The following is a 23,226-nucleotide window of genomic DNA, read 5'->3' on the forward strand; positions in this document are numbered from 1 at the left end:
GGGCCAATTGGCCCGGAAAAGGAGTCACCCTTGAGGAGTAGGGTTACAGCATGTGTGAGTCCGGTCAGCGCTTCGTCGCGCAGACCGTCCTTACCAGGCTATGGCATAGCTGCGGAAGGCCCGTGGCTCAAGCGGCGGATGCAGCAGTGGCGAGGCCTGGTGATGGCTGAAGTCCCGCAGGATGTCGTTGCGCAGATCGTTCAGGCGATAGTCGTCGCGGCTCCTCGGGTGCGGCAGGTCGACCTCGACGATGCGCTTGATCCGCCCGGGGCGCGGTTCCATCACCACCACCCGGTCGCCGAGGAACACCGCCTCGTCGACGTCGTGGGTGACCAGTACGGTGGTGATGCCCTCGGCCAGCCAGATGCGCGCCAGCTCTTCCTGCAGCTGGGCGCGGGTGAGGGCGTCGAGGGCGCCGAAGGGTTCGTCGAGCAGGAGGATCTTCGGTCGGTTGACCAGCCCGCGAGCGATCGCCACGCGCTGGCTCATGCCGCCGGACAGCTGCGCCGGATAGGCCTGGGTGAAATTCTGCAGGCCGACCAGTTCGAGGTGGCGATGCACGGTGTCCAGCCGTTCGGCCTTGCTCAGCGACGAGTTGGCCAGTGCCAGCAGCACGTTGTCCTCCACGTTCAGCCAGGGATACAGGCGATGGTCCTGGAAGACGATGCCGCGCTCGGGACCGGTGCCGCGAATCGGCACGCCGTCGAGCAGCAGGTTGCCGGCGCTGGCCTCCTCGAGACCGACCAACAGGCGCAGCAGGGTGGACTTGCCGCAGCCGCTGCCGCCGACGATGCTGATGAACTCGCCCTGGCGGATGTTCAGCGAGATGTTCTCCAGCACGCTGAGTTCGCCGTCCTTGACCGCGAAGCGTTTGTCGACCCCGTTGAGGGTCAGGAAATCGGTCTTGCTCATGGTCTTTCCTTAATCAGTGAGGGCGCACGCGCCAGGCCAGGCTGCGGGTTTCGACCCAGGCGGCCAGGCGGTTGAGCAGCAGGCCGACGGCGCCGACCACCACCAGGCCGTAGAGCACCTGGTCCATCTCGAAATGCTCGCGACCGTCGATCATGCTGTTGCCGATGCCGGGACCGGCGGAGAAGAAGTATTCGGCGCCGATGGTCGCCAGCCAGGCGTAGATCAGCCCCAGGTGCAGGCCGGTGAAGATCGCCGGCGCGGCGGACGGCAGCACCAGCTTGAACAGCCGCTGGGTGCGCGACAGGCCGAGCACGCGGGCCACTTCGTACAGCTCGGCGCGGGTGGTGCGGATGCCCTCGAAGCTGTTCAGCGCCACCGGGTAGAACACCGCGAGGGCGATGAACGTCACCTTGGCCGGCTCGCCGAAGCCGAACCAGGCCGACAGCAGCGGAATCCAGGCGAACAGGGCGATCTGCTTGGCGGCGTGGAAGGTCGGGCCGACCAGCCGCTCGGCCAGGCGCGACAGCCCCAGGGCGCTGCCGAACGCCAGGCCGATCAGTCCGCCGAGAGCGAAGCCGGAGAGGTTGCGCCGCAGGCTGGCGCTGAGGTTGTGCCACAGCTCGCCGCTGACGGCGGCCTGCCAGAAGGCTTCGAGCACCGCCAGCGGGCTGGCGACGATTCGACCGTCCACCCACTGCAGCGCGGTGGCCAGCCACCACAGCAGTAGCAGGCCGATCGGCACCACCCAGCCGCGCAGATCGGGCCAGCGGCGCCTGGATAAAGGTTTCGCAAGGTCAGTCATATTGTTTTCTCCTCAGAATGCCTGGCGTTGCCAGCGCTGCAAGCGGGTTTCGATCAGCGCCAGACCCTTGTCCAGCAGCAGGCCGACCAGGCCGATCACCAGCATCGAGACGATCACCAGGTCAAGCTGGAACATCTGCCGGCCATCGACCATCAGGTAGCCGATGCCTTCGCTGGAGGCCAGCAGCTCGACGGTGACCAGAGCGATCCAACCCTTGGTCAGGGCGAAGCGCAGGCCGGTGAAGATGCTCGGCAGTGCCGCCGGCAGGATCACCCGGCGCAGGCGCTGCAACAGGTTGAAGCGGTACACCTGTGCCACTTCCAGGTAGCTCTGCGGGATGTTGCGGATGCCGGCGAAGGTGTTGATGGTCATCGGCACCAGCACCGCCTTGGCGATCACCAGGTACTTGAGCGTCTCGTCGATGCCGACCAGCATCATCAGCAGCGGAATCCAGCCGAGCACCGGCACCTGGGCGATGGCCTGGAACAGCGGCCACAGATAGGCCTCGACCTGGCGCGACAGGCCCATCAGCAGGCCGAGCGCCAGACCGATCAGGCCGCCGATCAGCGAACCGATCAGTACCCGCTGCAGGCTGATCGACAGCTCGAACCACAGGTCGCCGCTGCGCGTGAGATCGAGGAAGGTCCGCAGCACCAGGTCCGGCGGCGGCAGGATCAGCGCCGACACCCACTGCCGGCTGACAGCGGTGTGCCAGAGCAGCAGCAGGACCAGTGGCAGCAGCAGGGCAACGGCCTTGCCACCCAGCCAGCCCAGGGGCTGAACCAGGCTTGGCCAGGGATGGATCGAAAGCGGACGTGCGACGCCCGCGGCTTGGGTCGTACTCATGGAGAAGTCCTCCGGGCGGACAGGGCGGGAAAACGGCTGCGCGCCAGCGGCACCAGCAGGAAGGCGAGCAGCAGCGGAATGAACAGCAGGAACAGCGTCTGCAGGCCCAGCGATGCACCGAGCAGGCCGCCGAGCAGACAACCGCTCATGCTGCCGGCCGGACCGATCAGCGCCGCCAGCCCGGCAATACGCCCGTGGCCGAGACGCTGGCCGTGACGGGCATAGCTGGACAGGGTGGTGACCTGCAGCATGCCCAGGCTGATGCCCAGCAGCAGGCCGCCGACCCATAGCAGCAGCGCCTGATGAGCCAGGCCCAGCGCCAGCAGGGCTGCGGCGGACAGCAGCAGGCTGATGGCGAAGCCGGCCTGCTTGCGAGCGCCGAAACGCCGACCGAGGAAGAACAGCGCAAGGATGAACGCCAGGCCGTGGCCACTGAGCAGGGCGGCGGCCTGTCGCGCCGACCAGCCGTAGTCCTGCACGGTGATGGCGACGATGAAGAAGGCGAAGAACATCGCCACCGCCTGCACGCAGAAGTCCAGCAGGCAGTTGCCGCGCAGTTCGGCGTCCTCGCGCAGCAGGCCCAGTTGGCGCGCGACCATGGCCAGGCCGAGGCGTTCGACCACCTGGCGCTGTGCCGGGTAGCTGCGCAGCACCAGCGGCGCCAGCAGGATCGGCACGGCGAAGGCCAGGCCGATCAGGCTCCAGCCGCCGGCGGGTCCGCGCCAGTCGACCAGCAGTGCCGCCAGGGTCGGACCGATCAGTAGCAGGCCGATCATCTGCGAGCCGCGGAACCAGCCGGCGCGCGTCTCGCCCATCTGCACCAGCTGGTGCATGAACACCGTGTTCAGCGAGACGAAGCGGCACGGCATGCACAGCCCGATCAACAGGGTCAGCGCCAGCAGGTACAGCGGATGTGGCACCAGTGGCACCAGCTGGAACAGGGCTCCGGCCAGCAGGCTGCCGAGGACGAACAGGCGCAGCGGCCCCAGGCGCTCGACCAGCACGCCGCACGGCAGGCTGGTGAGCAGCAGGCCGGCGGTTTGCGCCGCGGCGATCAGCCCCAGTTGCAGCGGTGTGGCCTGCAGGCTGATGGCATAGAGCGCGGTGGTCACCTTGGCCAGGCCCACGCCGATGCCGGCCAGGGTGGCCAGCAGGACGAAGCTGCCCAGGTTGCGTCCGTTCGCCAGTCCGGCGTTGCTCTGCGTCATGTGCGGCTTACCGTGCCAGCGGCTGGTTGGTGGTGTCGTATTGCGGCCACAGCGACTGCAGGCCGAGCTGCTCGATGGCGCTGTTCACGTACTTGGGTTCGACCCACTGGGCGACGTCGATGTCGCCACGGATCAGACCGAGTTCCTTCGACTCCCTGGCCGTGGCGCGGTAGCGGTCGATGAAGAACTCGTCGAGGCGCGGCGAGTAGCGACGCGCCAGCGGCAGGTCGCCCTGTTCGGCGCGCAGCGAATCGACCGGCGTGCCGGATTTGGCCCACAGCTCGAAGGCGGCGTCCTCGTTTTCCGGCGCCGACACCCAGGCGGCGGTCTTCACCAGGCCGTTGACCACCTTCTGCACGATCTCCGGGTGCTGCTGCTCGAACTCGCCACGTACCAGCACATGGGTCTGGCGGGTCAGGCGGGCATCCACCGCGCGGGTGTCGTAGATGATCCGACCGATGCCGTTGGCCTGCAGGTCGAAGGCCGAGGAAGCCAGCCAGGCGCCGTCGATATCCTTCGAGGCCAGCGCGGCGGCGGCGGTGGGAAAGTCCATGTTGATGGTGCGGAAGTCGCGATCACCCAGGCCGGCCTGTTTCAGGGTGCGGGCGGTGGCCAACTGCAGGTTGGTGCCCTTGAACAGCGCCACTTTCTTGCCCTTGAGGTCTTCGAGGGTGGTGGCCTGAGAATCGCTCGGCACCACCAGATAGTTGGCGGACAACAGGCCGTCGGCGGCGATCAGCCGGGTGTTGAGGCCACCGGCCTTGCCGACGGCAGCCGGCAGGTCGCCCTGCCAGGCGAAGTCCAGCTGCTTGTTGGCCAATGCTTCGTTGACTGCCGGGCCGGCGCCCTTGAAGTAGGTCCACTCGACCTTGATGCCCTCGGCCTGGAGTTCCTCCTCGATGGCCTGGCGCTGGTGGGCCAGGCTGGTGACGCTGGAGGATGCGAAGGGGATGCCACCCTTGCCGACGGTGGCCAGCCCGAAGCGGATCACTTCGGGCTGATCGGCGGCGCTGGTGATGCCGATCCAGCTGCCGGCGAGGGCGGCGACGAGGGGGAGAAGCAGCTTGCGTTGCATGGAGAAATTCCTGTGTTCATTTTTGAGACTTGCCCGGAACGCCGCGAGACGGCGTGGCGGGTACGCAAGGAAGGGTTGCAGTTGTTATGCCAATTTCTTTCAAGCCTTTAAATTGAAATGCCATAACGACATAACGAACCGGAAATCGCCCGGCTGCGGCATGCCGGCCCAGTTACGCCGGATCGGCGCCCGCTGGCGGTTGCGGCGCGGGTGGCGGCGAGGCCAGGCAGGCTGCGGGAAATCGCGCAGCGGCGACGGCGAACTGTTGGAAAGAGCGCAGCGCCAGGCCGCTGAGAAAGGCCATATCCCTGTTGCGTGTTGCTGGAGCAATCCTGTTTTTGTGGGAGCGGACTTGTCCGCGAATCGATGCCCGAGCATCGGCGTGGTTCCGTTCGCGGCCAAGGCCCCTCCCACAAAATCTGCGTGCACCGCACAACCTGTAGGAGCGAGCCATGCTCGCGAAGGGATTCCGCACCGGGGTGTGGGCTTTGTTCGCGGGCACCGCCCTTCCTACGATGGTTCACGTACGTACCGATCCTGTGCGGCACTTCATACCTCAAGTGCTCGCAACAACTAACGGGGACATGGCTTTTTCAACGGCCTGCTACCCGAGGCTGGACAGCGTAAGCACCAGACCCGAGGCGAGCAGCAGCCACAGGACCAGATAGCGGAACTGCCGGTCGTCGACCCGTCCGTACAGGCGCGTGCCGCAATAGGTGCCGAGCATCGTCGCCGGCATGCACAGCAGGGCCAGTTTCCAGACCTCCCAGGTCAGCAGACCCTGGAAGGCGTATAGGCCCAGCGCCATGCCGAGAATGGCCAGGTTGTAGGGTTGGCATACGCCACGCTGCAGGTCGGCGCGCCAGCCGCGCAACCCGCACCAGATGGTCGGCAGCGGACCCGACAGACCGGCGATCCCGCCGAGAACGCCACCGCCCGTGCCGACGATGCCGTCGGCCAGTTTCCCGCCCCAGGCGCTGACCACGGGCAGTTGCCGCAGGCTGAGCATCAGGCCGGTATAGCCGACCAGAAAGATGCCGAGCAGGACCTTGAGCGTCGACGCATCGACGATGCGCAGTGCCATCACACCCAGCGGCACGCCCAGCGCGCCACCGATGAGGAAAGGCCAGATACGTGTCCAGGTGACCGCGCGGCGCACGCTGCACAGCGACTGCACCTGGCCGACGACCGAGCAGATCACTACCAGTGCGGCGGCGATCGCCGGGTCCAGTACATACAGCCAGAAACCGAGGGCGGTGAGCCCGGTGCCGAACCCGCTCAGCCCTGTGACCACGCCGGCGCACAGGGCGCCGGCGAGGATGATCAGCTCCGTATGCATGCACGAGCTTCCTTTCTTTCGGCAGGGGGCGCAGGCGCGGCGGCCTGCGCGGAGCGATCAGCGCGAAACCGGCTGGTTGTCGGCGTCGTATTGCGGCCACAGTTGTTGCAGGCCGAGGCGCTCGATGGCGTCATTGACGTACTTGGGCTCGACCCACCGGGCCACGTCGATGTCGCTGCGGATCAGGCCCAGCTCCTTCGATTCTCTGACGGTGGTGCGGTAGCGCTCGATAAAGAATTCATCGAGGCGTGGCGAGTAGCGGCGCTGGAACGACTGGCCTTCCTGCTCGGCGCGCAGCGACTGCTCGGCGGTGCCGGAGTTGGCCCACAGTGTGTAGACCTCGTCGCGATTGGCGTCGGTCGAGGTCCAGGCGGCGGTCTTGACCAGCGCATCGACCACTTTCTGCACGATCTCCGGGTGCTTGTGCTCGAAGTCGCCGCGCACCAGCACGTGGGACTGGCGAGTCAGGCTGGCATCCACGGCACGGGTGTCGTAGACGATCCGGCCGATGCCCGAGGCTTCCAGGTCGAAGGCGGTCTGATGGAACCAGGCTCCGTCGATGTCTTTGGAGGCCAGCGCGGCGGCCATGGTGGCGAAGTCCATGTTGAGCGAGCGGAAGTCGCGTTCGCTCAATCCTTCATGAGCCAGCGCGCGGAGGATCGCCAGGTGCAGGTTGGTGCCCTTGAACAGCGCCACCTTCTTGCCCTTGAGGTCTTCCAGGCTCTTGGCCGGCGAATCGCTCGGCACCACCAGGTAGGTGGAGCTGAGCAGGCTGTCGGCGGTGATCAGCCGGGTGTCCAGGCCACCGGCCTTGCCCACCACCGCCGGCAGGTCGCCCTGGGTGGCGAAATCCAGCTGTTTGTTGGCCAGCGCCTCGTTGACCGCCGGGCCGGCGCCCTTGAAGTAGTGCCATTGCACCTCGATACCCTGCCCCTCCAGTTCGGCCTGGATGGCCTTGCGCTGATCGGCCAGGCCGGCCACGCCGCCGTTGGAGAACGGCACCCCGCCCTTGCCGACCTGGGCGACACCGAAGTGGATCACGGTGGGCGACGGCTCGGCGGCCTGTAGCAGGGAGCTGCCGAGCAGGGCCAGCAGCGCGGAGGCCAGGATGGTTTTCTTCATTGGGATATTCCTCTTCTATCGATAAGCACAAGGCAAGACCGGTTATCCGGTCGATAGATGAGAAATAGCAATCACTGTGCCGCTTTTAGAAACTCAAGGAATAAGCCGGCAATCCACGAACGGACGCGACAACCGGCTTATCGCGCATCGGCGCGGCTGCCGAAAATCCCGCAGCGACTGGCACGTTCTGCGCAAAAGGCAACAGTGCCGGGCGCACCGCCTTCCCCGTTCATGTCGCCTCCGGGCGCATGGCCACTGGTCCTACGGCACCTTGGCACGCTGCCTGCTGTAACGCCGGCAGAGGGCGACCGGCCAGGCAGGTCGCCACCCCCTATCCCCAAGGAGATTCGTCATGACCCAGCGCCAGCTTTCCCTGAATGCCTTCATCCTGCCCACCGGCCACCACATCGCCGCCTGGCGCCGCCCGGACGTGTCGGCACAGGCCAATCACGACCTGAGCGAATACGTCCGCATCACCCAGGCCGCCGAAGCCGCCAAGTTCGATGCGGTATTCGTCTCCGACTCGGTGGCGGCGGCTTCGGGCAATGGCGGCAGCAGCCTGGAAGAGCTGGCGCTGACGGCGCGAGGCACCCGGCTGGAGCCCTTCACCCTGCTCTCGGCGCTGGCCGCGGTGACCGAGCGCATCGGCCTGATCGCAACCGCCAGCACCACCTACAACGAGCCCTACAACCTGGCGCGGCGCTTCGCCTCGCTGGACTGGATCTCGGGCGGGCGCGCCGGCTGGAACCTGGTGACTTCCTCGGCGCCCGCCGAGGCGCTGAACTTCAACCAGAACGAATTGCCGGCACATGCCGAGCGTTACCAGCGGGCCGAGGAGTTCCTCGACGTGGTGCAGGGGCTGTGGGACAGCTGGGAGGACGACGCCTTCATCCGCGACAAGGCCAGCGGCCAGTTCTTCGATCCGGCCAAGCTGCATCCGCTCAACCACAAGGGCTGCCATTACCAGGTTCGCGGCCCGCTGAACGTGGCACGACCGCCCCAGGGCTACCCGGTGCTGGTGCAGGCCGGCTCCTCCGAGCCGGGCAAGGAAATCGCCGCGCGCAGCGCCGAGGCGATCTTCACCGCGCACCAGACGCTGGAGAGCGCCCAGGCCTTCTATACCGACGTCAAGGGACGCCTGGCCAAGTATGGCCGCAGTGCGGATTCGCTGAAGATTCTGCCGGGCATCTTCCCGGTCGTCGGCCACACCGAGGAAGAAGCCCAGGCCAAGTACCGGGCACTGCAGGAGCAGATCGACCCGCGGGTCGGCGTCAACCTGCTCAGTGGCCTGATCGGCGCCGACCTGTCCGGCTACGACCTCGACGGCCCGCTGCCCGCGCTGGCCGACACCAACCAGAACAAGAGCCGCCAGGCGCTGGTACAGGAGCTGGCCCACCGCGAGAACCTGAGCATCCGTGAGCTGTACCTGCGCATCGCCGGCGCGCGCGGTCACTGGACGGTGGTCGGCACGCCGGTGCAGATCGCCGACCAGATCCAGCAGTGGTTCGAGAACGGCGCCGCCGACGGCTTCAACGTGCTGGCGCCCTGGCTGCCGGGCGGGCTCGACGAGTTCATCGAGCTGGTGCTGCCGGAACTGCGCCGGCGCGGACTGTTCCGCGAGGACTACAGCGGCAGCACCCTGCGCGAGCACTTCGGCCTGGCGCGACCGCACAACCAGTACGTCGCGCAACAGCGGCAGCGCGTCGCCGGCTGAAGGTCATGCCTGCGGCTCCCCCTTCGCACGGGAGCCGCAGGCGGACCGTCAACCGATGTTGCCGTAGCGCGCGCCGGCTGGCGGCGGCAGCAGGTCGTAGCGTTTCATCAGGGTGCGCAGGGCGTGGCGGCTGATGCCCAGGCGGTCGGCGCTGTGCACCTGGTTGAAATGGTGGCGGCTGAGGGTGGTCTGCAACAGCAGCTGCTCCCAGCGCGACCACAGGGCTGGGCTGTCGTGATCGAGCAGGGCCTGTAGCTGCTGCTGGATGCCCTGCCACAGCTGCTCGGGCGCTGTCCCGGCGCCCGCCGTGGCGGAGGCCGTGGCGGAGGCCGTGGCGGAGGCCGTCGGCGGGACCGCGGCCACCACCTGGCGGCTGAACTGCAGGTGGCGTCCCTCGATCAGCGGACCACCGGCCAGCAGGGCGGCGGACAGCAGAGCATTCTCCAGCTCGCGGATGTTGCCCGGCCAGCTGTGGGCCAGCAGACGCTGCACCGCGTCCGCCGCCAGTGTGGACAATGGGCGATCGTGCTCGCGGGCGAACTGACCGAGGAAGTGCTCGGCCAGCGGCAGGATATCGCCAGGGCGGTCGCGCAGCGGCGGGATGCGCAGGGTGACGATGTTCAGCCGGTAATACAGATCCTCGCGAAAGCGCCCGCCGCTGATCGCCGACTGCAGGTCGACGTGGGTGGCGGTGATGATGCGCACGTCGATGGGGATCGGCTTGCGCCCGCCGACCCGCACCACCTCGCGCTCCTGCAGCACGCGCAGCAGCTTGACCTGCAGCGCCAGCGGCAGGTCGCCGATTTCGTCGAGGAACAGGGTGCCGCCCTGGGCCGCCTCGAACCAGCCTTCGCGGCGGCCACTGGCGCCAGTGAAGGCGCCGGCCTCGTGGCCGAAGAATTCGCTCTCGGCCAGGCTCTCGTTGATCGCTGCGCCGTTTACCGCGACGAACGGCCCCTTGCGCCCGCTGCGCTTGTGCAGGTGACGGGCCAGCAGTTCCTTGCCGGTGCCGGTTTCGCCGTGGATCAGCACCGGCACCGGACTGGCGGCGACCAGCTCGGCCTGGGCCAGCAGTTGCTGGGAGCGGGCGTCGGCGAACAACAGCGCCTTGGCCCGGACTTCCTCGCGGCTGTTTTCGTGGGGAGCCAGGGTCAGGATGGGGGCGTTCATGGCGGCCTCGCTTGATGAATACGGGTTCTCTATGCGGCAGGACTCTAGCGGGTCATTCTTATATTTAAAAATAATCAAATTTGATTTGATTATTCTTTTTGGTTTTATAGGTTGGTTTTATGCAATGTGTCGGGACCTGAGTCCGGGCGGCTGGTGGAAAATCGGCAGATGATTGCATCCGCTGCGCAAAATCCAACAGTTGTTACCGATCGGTCGGCAAAATCATTGAAATAGCGCGCTTTTGGGGATTGGCACGCTTGCTGCAATCACCCTGTCACTGCCGCTGCGAGCGGCGATGCGAACTTCTCATCGACAGGGAACCCTCCATGAGCCAGCGTCAACTGAGTCTGAATGCCTTCCTGATGGCCACCGGTCATCACATCGCCGCCTGGCGCCATCCCGACGTGCCGACCGGTGCCGAGGTGGATTTCAAGGAATACCTGAAGGTGGCCAGGCTTGCCGAAGCCGCCAAGTTCGATGCGGTATTCGTCGCCGACGGCGTAGCGGTCAACTTCGGCAGCGGCAGCCTTGAGGCGGCGGCGCGCAACGCGCGGGCCTCCTTTCTGGAGCCCTTTACCCTGCTCTCGGCGCTGGCTGCGGTGACCGAGCGCATCGGCCTGATCGGCACGGTGAGCACCAGCTTCAACGAGCCCTACCACCTGGCGCGCAAGTTCGCTTCGCTGGACTGGATCTCCAAGGGCCGCGCCGGCTGGAACCAGGTGACGTCCAACACCCTGGCCGAGGCGCAGAACTTCAACCGCGACGAGCACCTGGAGCACGCCCTGCGCTACGAGCGCGCCGGCGAATTCCTCGACGTGGTCAAGGGCCTGTGGGACAGCTGGGAGGACGATGCCTTCGTCCACGACAAGGCCAGCGGCCAGTTCTTCGCGCCGGCCAAGCTGCACCCGCTGAATCATCAGGGCAAACATTTCCAGGTCAAGGGCCCGCTCAACGTGGCGCGCTCGCCGCAGGGCTACCCGGTGCTGGTGCAGGCCGGTTCCTCCGAGGCCGGCAAGGAGATCGCCGCGCGCACCGCCGAGGCGATCTTCACCGCCCACCAGAGCCTGGAAAGCGCTCAGGCGTTCTATGCCGACGTCAAGGCTCGCCTGGCGAAATACGGTCGTCGTCCCGAGGAACTGAAGATCCTGCCCGGCATCCTCGCTATCGTCGGGCGCACGGAAGAGGAGGCCCAGGCCAAGTACCAGCAGTTGCAGGAGCTGATCCATCCGCAGGTCGGCCTGTCGCTGCTGTCGGGCATGATCGGCGCCGATCTGTCCGGCTACGACCTCGACGGCCCAGTGCCGCAGGACCTGCCGGAAACCAACGGTGGCAAGAGCCGCCAGGCGCTGCTGCTCGACGTCGCCGAGCGGGAAAACCTGAGCATCCGCGAGCTGTATCTGCGTATCGCCGGCGCCCGTGGCCACTGGACGGTGGTGGGCACGCCGACGCAGATCGCCGACCAGATCCAGCTGTGGTTCGAGAACGGCGCCGCCGATGGCTTCAACGTCATGCCGCCGTGGCTGCCGGGCGGTCTTGAGGATTTCATCGAACTGGTGGTGCCGGAGCTGCGCCGCCGCGGACTGTTCCGCAGCGAGTACGCCGGCACCACCCTGCGCGAGCACTTCGGCCTGGCGCGACCGGACAACCAGTACGTTGTGCAAGAGCAGCAGCGCGCCGCGAGCTGAATACCAACCTTCGCTTGACCTAACCAGATCGGCGGCAGAGACCGCCAGGGAGAACCGTTATGAGCCTGAACATCCAACCCATTACCGGTCGCATTGGCGCCACCGTCAGCGGCGTGCGCGTCACCGACCTCAGCGATTCGCAGTTCGCCGAGTTGCAGCAGGCGCTGCTCGAGCACAAGGCGCTGTTCTTCCCCGAACAGCACCTCTCCGACGCCGAGCAGGAAGCCTTCGCCAGCCGCTTCGGCGACCTGGTGGTGCATCCAACCACGCCCTCGGAGGCCAACACCGCCGGCATCCTCGAAGTGGACTCCGAGCGCTCGCGGGCCAACTCCTGGCACACCGACATCAGCTTCGTGGTCGACTACCCGAAGATCACCTTCCTGCGCGGCGAGGTGATCCCCGAGTTCGGTGGCGACACCGTGTTCGCCAACACCGTCAGCGCCTACCAGCACCTACCCGAGCCGCTCAAGCAGCTGGCCGACACGCTGTGGGTACGCCACACCAACGACTACGACTACGCGGCGCCCAAGCAGATCGAGGCGGTGGCCAACAAGCGCTTCCGCGAGCAGTTCACCTCCACCGTCTACGAGAGCGAGCACCCGCTGGTGCGCGTGCACCCGGAAACGGGCGAGAAGGCACTGCTGCTCGGCCACTTCGCCGACCGCATCGTCGGCCTCAACTCGCGTGATTCGCGCGCGCTGCTCGATCTGTTCCAGGCGCACATCGTCAGCCTGGAGAACATCGTGCGCTGGCGCTGGAGCAAGGGCGACCTGGCGGTGTGGGACAACCGCGCCACCCAGCACATCGCCGTCGACGACTACGGCAGCGCCCGGCGCATCGTGCGGCGCAGCACCGTGCATGGCGAGATTCCGGTGTCGGTCACGGGCGAGAGCAGTCGCGCCATCAGGCCGAGCGCCGACACCCGCACGCCGCTGACCGAGGCCGACAAGCCGCTGCTGCAGAAGGCTGGCTGAACGCTCGACGACCCGTTTTCATGGAACGACCGCATGGACGCGGCAGGCAGGAAGCCACTCTGCGGAGCGGGATGCGAAGGAGCGCAACCCAGCCCGTATTTCTTCGTCCACAACGGCCCGCCGGCAACGACGGGCCGTTCTTCGCATGAGACTCCCCATGACCGTTCTCTACGTTTCCCCTGGCGCCTGCTCGCTGGCCGCCCATAGCCTGGTGCACGAACTCGATCTGCCGATTCAGGTCGAGCCGGTCGTCCTGCGCGTCGCCAACTCGCCGATCCACCGTATCAATCCGCTCGGTCGGGTGCCGGCGTTGCAGTTGGATGACGGTACGCTGATCACCGAAAACAGCGCGATCCTGCCGTACCTGGCCGACCTCAGACCGGACAGTGGCCTGATCGCACCCGTCGGCAGCAGTGAGCGGGCACTGATCCAGAGCTGGATCGGCTACCTGACCAGCGAGGTGCATGTCGGTGGCTTCCGTCCGCTGAATCGCCCCGAGCGCTACTCCGCCGACGAAGCCGCCCATTTCGGCATCCGTGCCCAGGCCGCCGAGCAGTTGCACCAGGCGCTGGCCCATATCGATCGGCACCTGGCCGGTCGCAGCTGGCTGGTCGGTGAACGTTACACGGTCGCCGATGCCTACCTGGGCGTGTTCGCCGGCTGGCTGCCGCGCCTGGGCGAACGCTTCGCCGATCTGCACAATCTGGCGCGTGCCCGTGAGGCGTTCCAGTCCCGGGCGGCGACGCGACAGGCGCTGGCGACAGAAGGCCCGCGCTGATATCGACTTCATCGATATCGCCGAGATGTACCTGGCGCCGCTGAAACCAGCGGCGCAACCGAATCAGTGCGTTGCTGGATATTCAACAGTTCGTGCGTGCGATTGTCCGCATTTGCGCAGCGGCGCTTCGCGGAAAGCTGATTGCCGATTTTTCCCTTCTAAATCAATGGATTGCATCGACCTAATGGGTGGCACGTCTGTTGCTATCCAGCTTGGTATTCGATTCGGGCTGACTTCAAGCCAAGCGTGCCAAGGAAAAACTAGAAATGAGCGTAAATACCAGTCGCAGATCGGCCCTTAAAACCCTCGCCCTGTTCGGCGGTGCCGGTGCCGCCAGCCTTATCCTGCCGGGATGCTGGGAGAAGGAGAGTGCCAGGAGTTCCTCGGCACCCGCCGTGCTGAAGAGTGTCGGTGACAAGGTGGTCGAATTCAGATATCCGGAAAACCCGTCGTTCGATCTGATCTATCTGGCCGAGGAGCTGGGCTATTTCGAAGGCACCCGCGCGCGGCCCAAATATGTCGGCAAGATTGCCGCGCCACAGCTGATTCCATTGGTCGGTACCGGCGAAATCGACTTCGGCATGCGCATGGTGCCGCTGGTCATTTCCGCGATTGCCAGCGGTCTGGACCTCAAGGTGGTGTCCGCTGGCGGCAAGACCCTCGAAGAGGCCCCGCACATGAAGTACTTCGTGCGCAAGGACTCGGGCATTCGCACGCCCAAGGATCTCGAGGGCAAGACCATCGGCTTCAACAGCTTCGGCGCCTGCGCCGAGTTCGTCACCAAGACCTATCTGCGTGAGCACGGCGTCGACGTGAACAAGATCAACTGGCTGGTGGTGCCGGACACCCAGGGCGAGCAGACCGTTGAGACCGGCAATATCGACCTGGCGATCATCCATCCGCCGCACTCCGGCGGCGCCGAGCAGAATCCCGCGCTGCTGCGTCTGTGGAGTGACTACGACCTCGACCGCGGTCTGGGTGGCATGGCGCCGTACAGTGCGCACGGCAAGTTCATCCGCGCACATCCCGAGGCGACCCGCGACGTGGTGCAGGCCGTCGCCCGGGCAGGCAACTGGGTGAATGACAACCCCGAGGAGGCGCGCAAGATCACCGCCCGGCGCATCGGCATGGACCTCGGCAAGGTGGAGCGCTACGCCTACGTGGAGAACCTGGTGATTACCGAGCCGCCAATCCAGTACTACATCGACATTCTCGAGAACGAGGGCAAGATTCCGCGCGGCAAGGTGCTGGTGAAGGACGTCTATACCAACGAGTTCAACCCATTCGCCAGCCAGACGGCCTGAGGTGCGCAGCGTGAGCAGCAAGATCGTGGCGCACAACCTGCGCATGGAGTTCAGCGCGAAGAACGAGAGCGGCCAGGCCGAGCGGGTGGTCGCCCTGCAGGATTTCAACCTGGAGGTGCGCGAGGGCGAGTTCCTCTCGGTGCTCGGCCCCTCGGGCTGCGGCAAGTCGACCTTTCTCAGTATTCTCGCCGGGCTGGCTGGCAAGAGTGGCGGCAGCATCCACATCGACGGTCGACCGCTGGAAGGCATCAACGCCAATCAGGGCGTGGTATTCCAGGGCTATGCGCTGTTTCCCTGGCGCACCGTGCTGGAAAATATCGAGGTGGGCCTGGAGATCCGCGGGGTTGGCAAGGCCGAGCGCCGCGAGCGGGCCCGCGAGTACCTGGAACTGGTAGGGCTGCATGGCAACGGCACGCGCTACCCTCATGAGATTTCCGGCGGTATGAAGCAGCGGGTGGCCATCGCCCGCTCGCTGGTCTACGAACCGGACGTGCTGCTGATGGACGAGCCCTTCGCCGCCCTCGACGCGCAGACCCGCGAGATCCTCCAGGGCGAGCTGCTGCGTATCTGGGACCAGCACAAGAAGACCATCGTGTTCATCACCCATAGCCTCGACGAGGCGATCTTCCTCTCCGACCGCATCGCGGTGATGACCCACCGCCCCGGTAGGGTCAAGGAAATCATCGAGGTGCCGCTGGCACGCCCACGGCTGGCCGAGGTGCGCAACTCCGAGGCGTTCGTGCACCTGCGCCAGCGCGCCTGGGAAGTGCTCAAGGACGAGGTGCGCTTCGCTTCGGCGCCGGTGCCGGCGCCAACCTCGATACGCGCCGCCGACTGGCCAGCCAGCGCACAAGCCGCCGAGATCAAGGGTTAGGAGTTCTCATGAGTGTTTCGCTGAATCTTTCCGGGCTGCTGGATCGCAGCCTGGGCATCATCGTCTTCGTGCTGGTCTGGGAGCTGCTGCCACGCCTGGGGCTGGTCAACCCGGGCTACCTCAGCCCGCCGTCGGCGGTACTGCAGGCCATCTGGGAAATGGCGCAGAATGGGGCGCTGCTCAGGCATCTCGAGGCCAGCCTGTACCGTTCGCTGGCCGGCCTGCTGCTGGCGATCGCCAGCGGGGTGAGCCTCGGCCTGCTGATGGGCTGGTTCGCCCGCTTCGAGACCTTCGTCGATCCGCTGCTGCAGTTCTTCCGCCAGACGTCGGCGCTGGCGCTGTTTCCGGTGTTCATCCTGTTCTTCGGCATCGGTGAGCTGTCCAAGGTGGCGATCATCTTCTGGGCGTCGTTCTGGCCAATCCTGCTGAGTACCATCAGCGGGGTGAAGCAGGTCGACAAGCTGCTGATCGACTCGGCCCGTTCGATGGGCGCCTCGCGTGGCTTCCTGTTCGCCAAGGTGGTGTTGCCGGCGGCTGCGCCGTCGATCTTCACCGGTATCCGTCTGGCCGGCGCCTACTGTGTCACCGCCCTGGTGGCCGCGGAAATGATCGGCGCGCACTCCGGTCTGGGCTTCCTGACCATCAACTCCCAGGAAGTGTTCCAGGTGCCGAGCATGTATGCCGGCATCCTCCTGCTGGCGCTGATGGGGATGCTGCTCAACCTGGTCCTGGCCTTGATCGAGCGGCGCCTGACCCGCTGGCGCAAGGGACTGAGCCACAATGCCTGACGTGCTGGCGCCGGCCTACCTGGGCGCGCTGCGCGCTGCCGATCGACCCGTACGGTTGGCGCTGGTGCTCGTGGCGGCCCTGCTGATCGTGACCGCCATCCTCGTCGGCAACGGGCAACAGGCCTGGTGGTCGCCGCATCCGGGCGAGCTGCCCCCGGGGCCGCTGCTGGAGCCGGCGCTGGCGCGTGGCAAACTGCTGGTCGGCGTGCGCGAGTACGTGCGCCCGGCCTTACCCGGCGCGCCGCCCGTGGCTGAGCCGGACCCGCGCGACGCAGCGCTCGCGCAGGCGCTGGGCGACTACCTGCAGCTGCCGGTCGAGCTGGTCGGTCTGTCCTCGGAGCGGCACGAGGCGGCGCTGATCAAGGGGCGGATCGATCTGCTGATCGCCGGCAACGCCTTGCAGCCAGCTCCGGCGACCGATGTCGCCCTGCCGGTCTCGGCGCGCCACAGCGAGGGCGCGCTGCTGGTCCTGCGCGGGATGGCCCTGGTGGATGAGGCACCGCTGCGCGGGAACACGGTGTGTCTGGCCGAAGGCAGTCCCTACCACTCGATCATTGCCGGGCAGGGCGCCGTGGCCCGCCGCTATCCCTCGTCGGTACACGCCATCGCGGCCTTCATGGCCGGCGAATGCACGGCACTGGCAGAGGAAGAGAGCCTGATCGCCTGGCTGCTGCAGCAACCCGACTGGCGCTTCTACCGGCGCCTGCCCATCGCCCTGCGCCCCGAGGACGCCGGCCACGTGCGCCTGCCGGTCGACGAACCACAAACCCGCGCCTGGCTGGCCGCCGCGCTGGCCGACTGGCAGCGCGGCGGCGCCCAGGATAGCGCCCTGGCGCACTGGATCGGCGAGCTGAGCGTCGATGTGCTCAAGCTCGAACAAGGCCTGATGTGCCACTGACCCGATGCATTTCACGAATATCCCGAACCACGACCGATAGAGTCCCCCTGCAATGAATCTACCCCTGGATAACCTGCTCGCGCGCATCAAGGCCACCGCGGTCGAGCGCGACGCCCGTGGCGGCCATGCCGCCGAAGAGAAGGCGCTGCTGCGCGAAGCCGGCCTGCTCGACCTGTCGATTCCGCGCGCCTACGGCGGCGCGGAGCGGCCCTGGCCGGAAATCTATGCACTGATACGCCGCATCGCCGCGGTCGACAGTTCGCTGGCCCACGTATTCGCCTTCCACCACCTGCAGGTTGCCACCGTGCTGATCTACGGCAACCAGGAACAGCAGGAGCGCCTGCTGCGCCAGACCATCGAGCGCCAGCTGTGGTGGGGCAACGGCATGAACCCGCTGGACCGCCGTCTGGTTGCCAGGCAGACCGCCGATGGGCTACTGCTCGATGGCAGCAAGTCGTTCTGCTCGGGGATCGTCGGCGCGCAGTTGATGACCCTCTCGGCGGTCCTGGGCGATGCGGCCCAGCCGCTGCTGGCGGTGGTGTCCACCGAGCATCCGGGTGTGCGTATCCTCGACGACTGGGACCCCATCGGCCAGCGCCAGACCGACAGCAACTCGGTCAGCTTCGCCAACGTGCCGCTGGCCGAGCGCGACGTGCTGCGCGCCCCGGAGGTGAGCCCGACAGCATTCCACACCCTGCGCAACTGCTTCGCCCAGCTGGTGCTGGTCAACCTGTACCTGGGCATCGCCGAGGGTGCTTTTGCCGAGGCACGCGACTACGCGCATACTCAGGCCCGCCCGTGGCTGACCTCCGCGGCGCAGCACGCCACCGACGACCTGTTCACCCAGAACCGCTTCGGCGAGATGCACGTGCAGATCGCTGCCGCCCGTGCGCTGGCCGACCGTGCGGCGGAGCAGGTCGCGCAGGCCTACGCACGCGGCCCGGCGCTGAGCGCCGGCGAGCGCGCCGAGGTGGCCGTGGCGGTGGCCGAAGCCAAGGTGCTCGCCCACCGTGCCGGGCTGTTCGCCAGCCAGGAGCTGTTCGAGGTGGTCGGCGCGCGTGGCACCAAGGCGGCGCTGGGCTTCGACCGCTTCTGGCGCAACGTGCGCACCCACACCCTGCACGATCCCATCGACTATAAGCTCAACACCCTTGGCCGCTGGGCCCTGAAGGGCGAGGCGCCCGATCCGCTGAACTATTCGTAAGCGGCGCAGGTATTCATCATTGCGCCCCACACGACACCCACTCTTTCGCAGGAGCTTCCATGATTTACCGTCCACTTGGCAAAACCGACATCCAGGTCAGCGCGCTGGCGCTCGGCAGCATGACCTGGGGTGAACAGAACAGCGAAGTCGAGGGCTTCGAGCAGATCCGCCGCGCCCAGGCCGCCGGGATCAACTTCATCGACACCGCCGAGATGTACCCGGTGCCGCCGAAAGCCGAAACCAGCGGCGCCACCGAAATCATCATCGGCAACTACTTCAAGCGCCACGGCGGACGCAGCGACTGGGTGCTGGCGACCAAGGCGGCGGCGCCGGGCAATGGCATCACCCATATCCGCGACGGCAAGCCGTATCTCGACCGCGCCAACTTGACCGCCGCCGTGGAGGGTAGCCTCCAGCGCCTGCAGACCGACTACATCGACCTCTACCAGTTGCACTGGCCGGACCGGCAGACCAACTTCTTCGGCCAGCTGGGCTACCGGCACGACCCGGATGCGCATATCACTCCGATCGAGGAGACGCTGGAGGCACTCGACGGCCTGGTGAAGAGCGGCAAGATCCGCCATATCGGCCTGTCCAACGAAACGCCCTGGGGCGTGCATCGCTTCCTGCACCTGGCCGAGACCCGTGGCTGGCCGCGCGTGGTGTCGATCCAGAACCCCTACAACCTGCTCAACCGCAGTTTCGAGGTGGGTCTGGCAGAGATGGCGATCCGCGAGCAGGTCGGCCTGCTCGCCTATTCACCGCTGGCGTTCGGCCTGTTGTCCGGCAAGTACGAAAATGGCGCCCAGCCACCGCAGGGGCGACTGACCCTGTTCGAGCGCTTCCAGCGCTACAACGCGCCGCAGGCTCGTCGCGCCGCCAGCGCCTATATCGCCCTGGCTCGCGAGCATGGTGTCGATCCGGCGCAACTGGCGCTGGCCTACGTCACCCGGCAGCCCTTCGTCACCAGCAATATCATCGGCGCCACCAGCCTCGAACAGCTGGACAGCAACCTCGCCAGCCTCGAACTCAAGCTCAGCGACGAGCTGCTGGCCGGCATCGAGCGCATCCATACCGAGCAGCCCAATCCGGCGCCCTGAATGATCCAGGCGGGTGCGGGGCTAATGAGTGCGTAGGGTGGACAACGCGAAGCTTGTCCACCAAACGCCCGCTGCATGCTCGAAGCCTTGCTCCGTTACCCGTATCCCTGGCACACGCAAAAAAACCGGGCCATGGGCTAATGCCAGTCAGTTAAGCGCTACAGCTTGACCTTCTGCGCGCTGAAACGAAAATCCGATGCTTGTTTTGAGCATCGGATTTTTTATGCGACTTTCCCGCGCTTTGGCACTGACTCACGAAGTGGCATCTGCTACTTACTCCCTTGACGAACTAGGGGCGCTGCTTGATCCAGACCTAGTTAGCACCGCACTGGAAACGGCGGGAGTGGCGACCCTGCGTAAGCGACGTCTCCCTCTTGAAGCCATGATCTGGTGCGTGATCGCCATGGCGTTGTTTCGCCGGATGTCGGCCTGGGATGCCGCGAGCCGTATGGGCATCATGCTGCCTGGGCAGAAGCCATTGGTAGCACCCAGTGCAATCGTGCAAGGTCGCCAGCGTTTGGGCAGCGCTGCGGTGCGAGAGGTCTTTTCCCTGACTCAACAACGCTGGCATGCCAGCGCCAATCACCCCACTTGGGCCGGTTTGCGCCTGCTCAGTGTCGATGGCGTGGTCTGGCGCACACCGGATACGGCCGACAACCGCAAGCACTATGGCAGCGCCAGTAATCAGCATGGCGATACCGGCTATCCCCAAGTTCGCATGGTCTGCCAGATGGAGCTGACCAGCCACATGCTGGTGAATAGTGCTTTTGCCGGCTACCACAGCAACGAGATGAAACTGGCCGAACAACTGATCGACAGCACACCCGATCACTCGCTGACCTTGTTCGACCGTGGCTTCTATTCACTGGGGTTACTTCATCGCTGGCAACAGACAGGCACTCAGCGCCATTGGTTACTGCCGCTGCGAAAGGATGCTCAATACGAGGTGCTGCGTAAGTTAGGGCGCCACGATGCCATCGTCTCACTAAAGACCTCGCCGCAGGCGCGTAAACAATGGCCCGACCTGCCAGACACGCTACAGGCTCGGTTATTAAGCAAGACCATCAAGGGCAAAGTGCGGCAGGTACTGACCTCAATGATCGATCCTCTGCGCTTCCCTCCAGACGAAATCGTGGATCTGTACAGCCAGCGTTGGGAAATCGAACTGGGCTATCGAGAAATGAAGCAAGGCATGCTCGCGGGTCACTACACACTGCGTAGTAAAACGCCGGAGATGATTGAACAAGAACTGTGGGGCGTACTACTGGGGTACAACCTGCTGCGTTATCAAATGCTGGAAATGAGTCGCCACTGCCCTGGCATCTACCCCTGCGAAATGAGTTTCACCGCTTGCACCTGGGCGATTCTGGGCTTCTTGAACGGGGTCTCTTTGAATCATCCAGGCAACATCCCTCGCTACCTGGCTGAACTACAGGCCTCAGCCATGCACTACGTCCTACCTCATCGTCGTGAGGATCGCAGTTATCCGCGAGCGGTCAAACCCAAGCCGTCCAAGTATCCGACCAGAAATAAAAATGCCAGTCAGCTTAACTGACTGGCATTAGGCCATGGGCCCGGTAAAGTTGTCACACGAGGAGAGGGGTACCGCTGGGGTTACAGCAGCGGCAGGCTGTAGCTGACGATCAGGCGGTTCTGGTCGGTGTCGTTGGCTGCTTCGGTGCGCAGCGAAGCGTTACGCCAGGAGAAGCTCACGCCCTTGAGCGGTCCGCTCTGCAGGGTGTAGTCCAGACGGAAATCGCGTTCCCATTCCTTCTGGTCGCGGCCAGCGGTCTTGATGTTGGTGCCCTTGAGGTAGGCCGTCGACGCCCTGAGACCGGGTACGCCCAGCGCGGCGAAGTTATAACCGTACTCGCCGAAGGTGGTGCGCTCGCCGGCACGGGTGAAGCTGAAGAGCTGCCGGTCGGTCAGCAGGTACACGCTGGCGCCACCCGCGCCCTCGTTCGCCAGGTTGCCCTGGTTGAGCTGGACGAAGTTGCTGTTCTCCGAGACGCGCTGGTGGCCGAGGGTGAACGCATGGCCACCCAGGCTGTAGGTGAAGGCCGCACTCCAGGTGTTGTTGTCGATTTCGCCACTGTTGTTACGGGTATAGCCGCTGGTCGTGTAGCCGGTGGTGCCCTTGGCGTTGGCGCCCTCGGAGTCGGTGCGGAAGTAGCGCAGATCGGTCTTCAGCGACTGCTTGTCGCCCAGCGCCAGTACATGCAGCAGGCCGGCGAAGTGCTGCTTGTAATAGTCTTCGAGGTTGGCGTAGTAGTACTGCGCGGTCAGCTCGGGGGTGGCTTGCCAGTCGCCACCGGCGAACCAGAACTTGTTGCTCTCCTGGGTGCCGCCGGCCACGGCCAGGCCGGTGCCATTGGTGGATGCCCGGCCTACCGCGCGCTCGATCAGGCCACCGGTCAGGGTTACGTTGCTGATCTCTTTGGAGGTGATCTGCCCACCCTCGAAGGTCTGCGGCAGCAGGCGACCGTCGTTGTGCACCAGAATCGGCAGTTTGGGCAGGAGGGTGCCGTAGCGCAATTCGGTCTTGGAGAGGCGTGCCTTGCCGGTCAGGCCCAGAGTGCTGTAGTTATCCACCGCGCTGCCGTCGCTTTCCAGCGGGAACAGCTGGCCTGGTGTGCGCTCGATGCCAGCCTTGCCGGCACGTCCGCCACCGTCCAGGCGCACGCCGAGCAAACCCAGGGCATCCACGCCGAATCCAACCGTGCCCTCGGTGAAGCCGGAGGTGAAGTTGAGCACGAAGCCCTGGCCCCATTCATTGACTTGTCCGCTGGCGTTTTGGCTCTCGCGGTTGTCGTTGTTGAAGTAGAAGTTGCGCAGGTCAAGGCTAGCCTTGCTGTCTTCGATGAAACCGGCGGCGCCGGCCTGTTGGGCGAGAATGCCGAGGGTGACAGCCAGGGCCAGGGTGGATTTGTTCATGCTTGATGCTCCAAATGCAGGTATGTGCGGTGTGGTTATTTATTGGCACTTGCAATGGGGCTCTAGCGGAACGACGTGCGATGCGACGTTTCAGCGATCCTTACAATCAGAGCCCCGGAATAATGGGCCCGATGCGGTGGTCCGCTGTCGGCTCGGTGGCAAATCTACGTAAGAATAGGTAATCACTAAAAAGAATTATTTTTCACTTATTAATATCTAAAAAGAATAAGTGAGATTGTTCGGGCCCGTCTAAGCAAATTCCTAAAAGTTATTGGATTTACTTTTTTTAGATCGTATAGCTTCGCCTTACCGGATCACCGGACTACCTGTTCCTTACCTGTGAAGTGGTACGTGATCCGGCCCTGCGAACGGTAGCCGATGCGTCAACGCCGAGGCTTGCCATGTTTTCCACCCGTGGGCCGCTTCGGCTGAACCATCCAACACCCACTGAAACCGTACGAGCTGCCGAGCAGCCCATTGGAAAATACGCAAAGGAATA

Annotated in this window: 20 protein-coding genes; 11 read left to right on the forward strand and 9 right to left on the reverse strand. The window is 65.3% G+C overall.

What is annotated here, in order from left to right; translation table 11 throughout:
- Positions 1 to 90: 90 nt before the first annotated feature.
- The 7 genes from ACYCFC_RS17355 to ACYCFC_RS17385 all read right to left on the reverse strand — a co-directional run bounded on the left by ACYCFC_RS17355 (position 91) and on the right by ACYCFC_RS17385 (position 7,304).
- Positions 91 to 912 carry an ABC transporter ATP-binding protein gene (locus ACYCFC_RS17355; RefSeq protein ID WP_459652359.1) on the reverse strand — a complete coding sequence of 274 codons (822 nt, stop codon included), beginning with the start codon at positions 910 to 912 and terminating at the stop codon, positions 91 to 93.
- A 13-nt stretch (positions 913 to 925) separates the two neighbouring features.
- On the reverse strand, positions 926 to 1,714 hold the full coding sequence (locus tag ACYCFC_RS17360; RefSeq protein ID WP_459652360.1) for an ABC transporter permease: 789 nt from the start codon (positions 1,712 to 1,714) through the stop codon (positions 926 to 928).
- 12 nt (positions 1,715 to 1,726) lie between these two features.
- A complete protein-coding gene (locus tag ACYCFC_RS17365; RefSeq protein WP_459652361.1) occupies positions 1,727 to 2,560 on the reverse strand; it encodes an ABC transporter permease in 834 nt (277 codons plus the stop codon).
- Positions 2,557 to 3,768 (reverse strand): MFS transporter, encoded by a 1,212-nt coding sequence (locus ACYCFC_RS17370; protein ID WP_459652362.1) that lies wholly within the window; start codon positions 3,766 to 3,768, stop codon positions 2,557 to 2,559. The genes ACYCFC_RS17365 and ACYCFC_RS17370 overlap by 4 nt, the downstream gene beginning before the upstream one ends.
- Before the next feature lie 7 nt (positions 3,769 to 3,775).
- Positions 3,776 to 4,843 carry an ABC transporter substrate-binding protein gene (locus ACYCFC_RS17375; protein WP_459652363.1) on the reverse strand — a complete coding sequence of 356 codons (1,068 nt, stop codon included), beginning with the start codon at positions 4,841 to 4,843 and terminating at the stop codon, positions 3,776 to 3,778.
- Between the two features lie 604 nt (positions 4,844 to 5,447).
- The gene (locus ACYCFC_RS17380; protein ID WP_459652364.1) at positions 5,448 to 6,182 is read right to left on the reverse strand and encodes a sulfite exporter TauE/SafE family protein; all 735 of its coding nucleotides are present in this window, start codon (positions 6,180 to 6,182) and stop codon (positions 5,448 to 5,450) included.
- A 57-nt stretch (positions 6,183 to 6,239) separates the two neighbouring features.
- Positions 6,240 to 7,304, reverse strand: a complete 1,065-nt coding sequence (locus ACYCFC_RS17385) for an ABC transporter substrate-binding protein (protein ID WP_459652365.1) — start codon at positions 7,302 to 7,304, stop codon at positions 6,240 to 6,242.
- Between the two features lie 352 nt (positions 7,305 to 7,656).
- Between ACYCFC_RS17385 and ACYCFC_RS17390 the strand changes: the two genes are divergently transcribed.
- Positions 7,657 to 9,018 carry an LLM class flavin-dependent oxidoreductase gene (locus ACYCFC_RS17390; RefSeq protein WP_459652366.1) on the forward strand — a complete coding sequence of 454 codons (1,362 nt, stop codon included), beginning with the start codon at positions 7,657 to 7,659 and terminating at the stop codon, positions 9,016 to 9,018.
- Positions 9,019 to 9,066: 48 nt separating this feature from the next.
- On the opposite strand, the gene ACYCFC_RS17395 is transcribed toward ACYCFC_RS17390, so the two are convergent.
- Positions 9,067 to 10,188, reverse strand: a complete 1,122-nt coding sequence (locus ACYCFC_RS17395; protein ID WP_459652367.1) for a sigma-54 interaction domain-containing protein — start codon at positions 10,186 to 10,188, stop codon at positions 9,067 to 9,069.
- Positions 10,189 to 10,514: 326 nt separating this feature from the next.
- On the opposite strand from ACYCFC_RS17395, the gene ACYCFC_RS17400 reads away from it, so the two are divergent.
- The 10 genes from ACYCFC_RS17400 (at position 10,515) to ACYCFC_RS17445 (ending at position 21,348) form a co-directional block, all read left to right on the forward strand.
- A complete protein-coding gene (locus ACYCFC_RS17400) occupies positions 10,515 to 11,873 on the forward strand; it encodes an LLM class flavin-dependent oxidoreductase (RefSeq protein ID WP_459652368.1) in 1,359 nt (452 codons plus the stop codon).
- 59 nt (positions 11,874 to 11,932) lie between these two features.
- A complete protein-coding gene (locus tag ACYCFC_RS17405) occupies positions 11,933 to 12,847 on the forward strand; it encodes a TauD/TfdA dioxygenase family protein (RefSeq protein WP_459652369.1) in 915 nt (304 codons plus the stop codon).
- Between the two features lie 157 nt (positions 12,848 to 13,004).
- Positions 13,005 to 13,625, forward strand: a complete 621-nt coding sequence (locus ACYCFC_RS17410) for a glutathione S-transferase C-terminal domain-containing protein (protein WP_459652370.1) — start codon at positions 13,005 to 13,007, stop codon at positions 13,623 to 13,625.
- Between the two features lie 266 nt (positions 13,626 to 13,891).
- Entirely contained in the window at positions 13,892 to 14,929 is a 1,038-nt protein-coding gene (locus tag ACYCFC_RS17415) for an ABC transporter substrate-binding protein (protein ID WP_459652371.1), read from the forward strand.
- A 10-nt stretch (positions 14,930 to 14,939) separates the two neighbouring features.
- Positions 14,940 to 15,803 carry an ABC transporter ATP-binding protein gene (locus tag ACYCFC_RS17420; RefSeq protein ID WP_459652372.1) on the forward strand — a complete coding sequence of 288 codons (864 nt, stop codon included), beginning with the start codon at positions 14,940 to 14,942 and terminating at the stop codon, positions 15,801 to 15,803.
- Positions 15,804 to 15,811: 8 nt separating this feature from the next.
- Complete coding sequence (locus ACYCFC_RS17425; RefSeq protein ID WP_459652373.1) at positions 15,812 to 16,591, forward strand: ABC transporter permease; 780 nt, start codon at positions 15,812 to 15,814, stop codon at positions 16,589 to 16,591.
- Entirely contained in the window at positions 16,584 to 17,489 is a 906-nt protein-coding gene (locus ACYCFC_RS17430) for a substrate-binding periplasmic protein (RefSeq protein WP_459652374.1), read from the forward strand. The genes ACYCFC_RS17425 and ACYCFC_RS17430 overlap by 8 nt, the downstream gene beginning before the upstream one ends.
- A gap of 52 nt (positions 17,490 to 17,541) precedes the next feature.
- Positions 17,542 to 18,693, forward strand: coding sequence for an acyl-CoA dehydrogenase family protein (locus ACYCFC_RS17435; RefSeq protein WP_459652375.1), 1,152 nt, complete (start codon positions 17,542 to 17,544; stop codon positions 18,691 to 18,693).
- 59 nt (positions 18,694 to 18,752) lie between these two features.
- A complete protein-coding gene (locus ACYCFC_RS17440) occupies positions 18,753 to 19,793 on the forward strand; it encodes an NADP(H)-dependent aldo-keto reductase (RefSeq protein WP_459652376.1) in 1,041 nt (346 codons plus the stop codon).
- 223 nt (positions 19,794 to 20,016) lie between these two features.
- Positions 20,017 to 21,348 (forward strand): IS4 family transposase, encoded by a 1,332-nt coding sequence (locus ACYCFC_RS17445; RefSeq protein ID WP_459652377.1) that lies wholly within the window; start codon positions 20,017 to 20,019, stop codon positions 21,346 to 21,348.
- Between the two features lie 59 nt (positions 21,349 to 21,407).
- Here the strand turns inward: ACYCFC_RS17445 and ACYCFC_RS17450 are convergent, their stop codons facing one another.
- Positions 21,408 to 22,727 carry an OprD family porin gene (locus tag ACYCFC_RS17450; RefSeq protein WP_459652378.1) on the reverse strand — a complete coding sequence of 440 codons (1,320 nt, stop codon included), beginning with the start codon at positions 22,725 to 22,727 and terminating at the stop codon, positions 21,408 to 21,410.
- Positions 22,728 to 23,226 lie beyond the last annotated feature (499 nt).

The sequence above is a fragment of the Stutzerimonas sp. NM35 genome, from assembly GCF_054604355.1.

Coding starts and splice junctions, on each gene's coding strand:
- ACYCFC_RS17365 (WP_459652361.1), bottom strand. CDS start 2,560: ATGAGTACGACCCAAGCCGCGGGCGTCGCACGTCCGCTTTCGATCCAT.
- ACYCFC_RS17435 (WP_459652375.1), top strand. CDS start 17,542: ATGAATCTACCCCTGGATAACCTGCTCGCGCGCATCAAGGCCACCGCG.
- ACYCFC_RS17430 (WP_459652374.1), top strand. CDS start 16,584: ATGCCTGACGTGCTGGCGCCGGCCTACCTGGGCGCGCTGCGCGCTGCC.
- ACYCFC_RS17445 (WP_459652377.1), top strand. CDS start 20,017: ATGCGACTTTCCCGCGCTTTGGCACTGACTCACGAAGTGGCATCTGCT.
- ACYCFC_RS17380 (WP_459652364.1), bottom strand. CDS start 6,182: ATGCATACGGAGCTGATCATCCTCGCCGGCGCCCTGTGCGCCGGCGTG.
- ACYCFC_RS17375 (WP_459652363.1), bottom strand. CDS start 4,843: ATGCAACGCAAGCTGCTTCTCCCCCTCGTCGCCGCCCTCGCCGGCAGC.
- ACYCFC_RS17355 (WP_459652359.1), bottom strand. CDS start 912: ATGAGCAAGACCGATTTCCTGACCCTCAACGGGGTCGACAAACGCTTC.
- ACYCFC_RS17440 (WP_459652376.1), top strand. CDS start 18,753: ATGATTTACCGTCCACTTGGCAAAACCGACATCCAGGTCAGCGCGCTG.
- ACYCFC_RS17410 (WP_459652370.1), top strand. CDS start 13,005: ATGACCGTTCTCTACGTTTCCCCTGGCGCCTGCTCGCTGGCCGCCCAT.
- ACYCFC_RS17425 (WP_459652373.1), top strand. CDS start 15,812: ATGAGTGTTTCGCTGAATCTTTCCGGGCTGCTGGATCGCAGCCTGGGC.
- ACYCFC_RS17360 (WP_459652360.1), bottom strand. CDS start 1,714: ATGACTGACCTTGCGAAACCTTTATCCAGGCGCCGCTGGCCCGATCTG.
- ACYCFC_RS17450 (WP_459652378.1), bottom strand. CDS start 22,727: ATGAACAAATCCACCCTGGCCCTGGCTGTCACCCTCGGCATTCTCGCC.
- ACYCFC_RS17415 (WP_459652371.1), top strand. CDS start 13,892: ATGAGCGTAAATACCAGTCGCAGATCGGCCCTTAAAACCCTCGCCCTG.
- ACYCFC_RS17390 (WP_459652366.1), top strand. CDS start 7,657: ATGACCCAGCGCCAGCTTTCCCTGAATGCCTTCATCCTGCCCACCGGC.
- ACYCFC_RS17370 (WP_459652362.1), bottom strand. CDS start 3,768: ATGACGCAGAGCAACGCCGGACTGGCGAACGGACGCAACCTGGGCAGC.
- ACYCFC_RS17405 (WP_459652369.1), top strand. CDS start 11,933: ATGAGCCTGAACATCCAACCCATTACCGGTCGCATTGGCGCCACCGTC.
- ACYCFC_RS17400 (WP_459652368.1), top strand. CDS start 10,515: ATGAGCCAGCGTCAACTGAGTCTGAATGCCTTCCTGATGGCCACCGGT.
- ACYCFC_RS17385 (WP_459652365.1), bottom strand. CDS start 7,304: ATGAAGAAAACCATCCTGGCCTCCGCGCTGCTGGCCCTGCTCGGCAGC.
- ACYCFC_RS17395 (WP_459652367.1), bottom strand. CDS start 10,188: ATGAACGCCCCCATCCTGACCCTGGCTCCCCACGAAAACAGCCGCGAG.